Annotated in this window: 2 protein-coding genes; both read left to right on the top strand. The window is 56.4% G+C overall.

The annotated features are described in order from the left end of the window. Window positions 1-284, top strand: a 284-nt coding sequence (locus B2W52_RS21805) for a type 2 periplasmic-binding domain-containing protein (protein WP_414673523.1), incomplete at its 5' end; no start/stop codon positions are given. 57 nt (window positions 285-341) lie between these two features. Next, window positions 342-656, top strand: a 315-nt coding sequence (locus B2W52_RS21800) for a TRAP transporter small permease (protein WP_286804069.1), incomplete at its 3' end; no start/stop codon positions are given.

Below are 656 nucleotides of genomic sequence, written 5' to 3'. Positions count from 1 at the left end.
ATTCACCCGCCGCGGTGCTTGGCTCCCCGGTGCTCCTTGACAGTCTTACAGAAGAGGAGCGGAGTTGGTTCGAGCAGGCCGCCAAGGCATCCGCCGAAGCGACCCGTGAAGAAGTCTCCCGCCTGGAGCGCGACGGCGTGAAGCTGTTGCGTGAAAAAGGGATGACGGTCAAGACCGATATCAACAAGGCACCCTTCCAGGAGGCGGTCGAGCCCGCCTACAAGATCTACACAGATCAGTATGGAAGCGAGATGCTGGACCGCATTCGCGCCAGCGGCTGCTAAACCACCAATCCAATTCCCCGGTACCTGTCACGTTGACGGTGCCGGGATTGCTTTCTAATGGTGGCCACGATGCTGCAACTTCTTTTTAGCATTGAACGCCAGACAACTCGATTGGCCCTTCTCGGTGCCGTCGTGATGCTGGTGATTTCTGTGACCCTTGGTTTCTATCAGGTACTCACACGATTTGTTTTTGATGCGCCGTCGACCTGGTCTGAGGTGATTTCCCGCTCCACGATGATCTGGTGTGTCTTTCTTGGTGCCGCTCCGGGGTTCCGGGGTGGATTCATGATGTCCGTAGAGGTGATCTACAAGTTGGTGCCGGGGCGAAAACTGGTATGGGTTGAACTCTTCATTGCAAGCTGCTGCGCACTG

The organism is Marinobacter sp. UBA2498 (assembly GCF_002341575.1).
GTDB lineage: Bacteria > Pseudomonadota > Gammaproteobacteria > Pseudomonadales > Oleiphilaceae > Marinobacter > Marinobacter manganoxydans.
The sequence above is the reverse complement of the archived record's forward strand: the minus strand, read 5'-3'. Positions and strand labels throughout refer to the sequence as shown.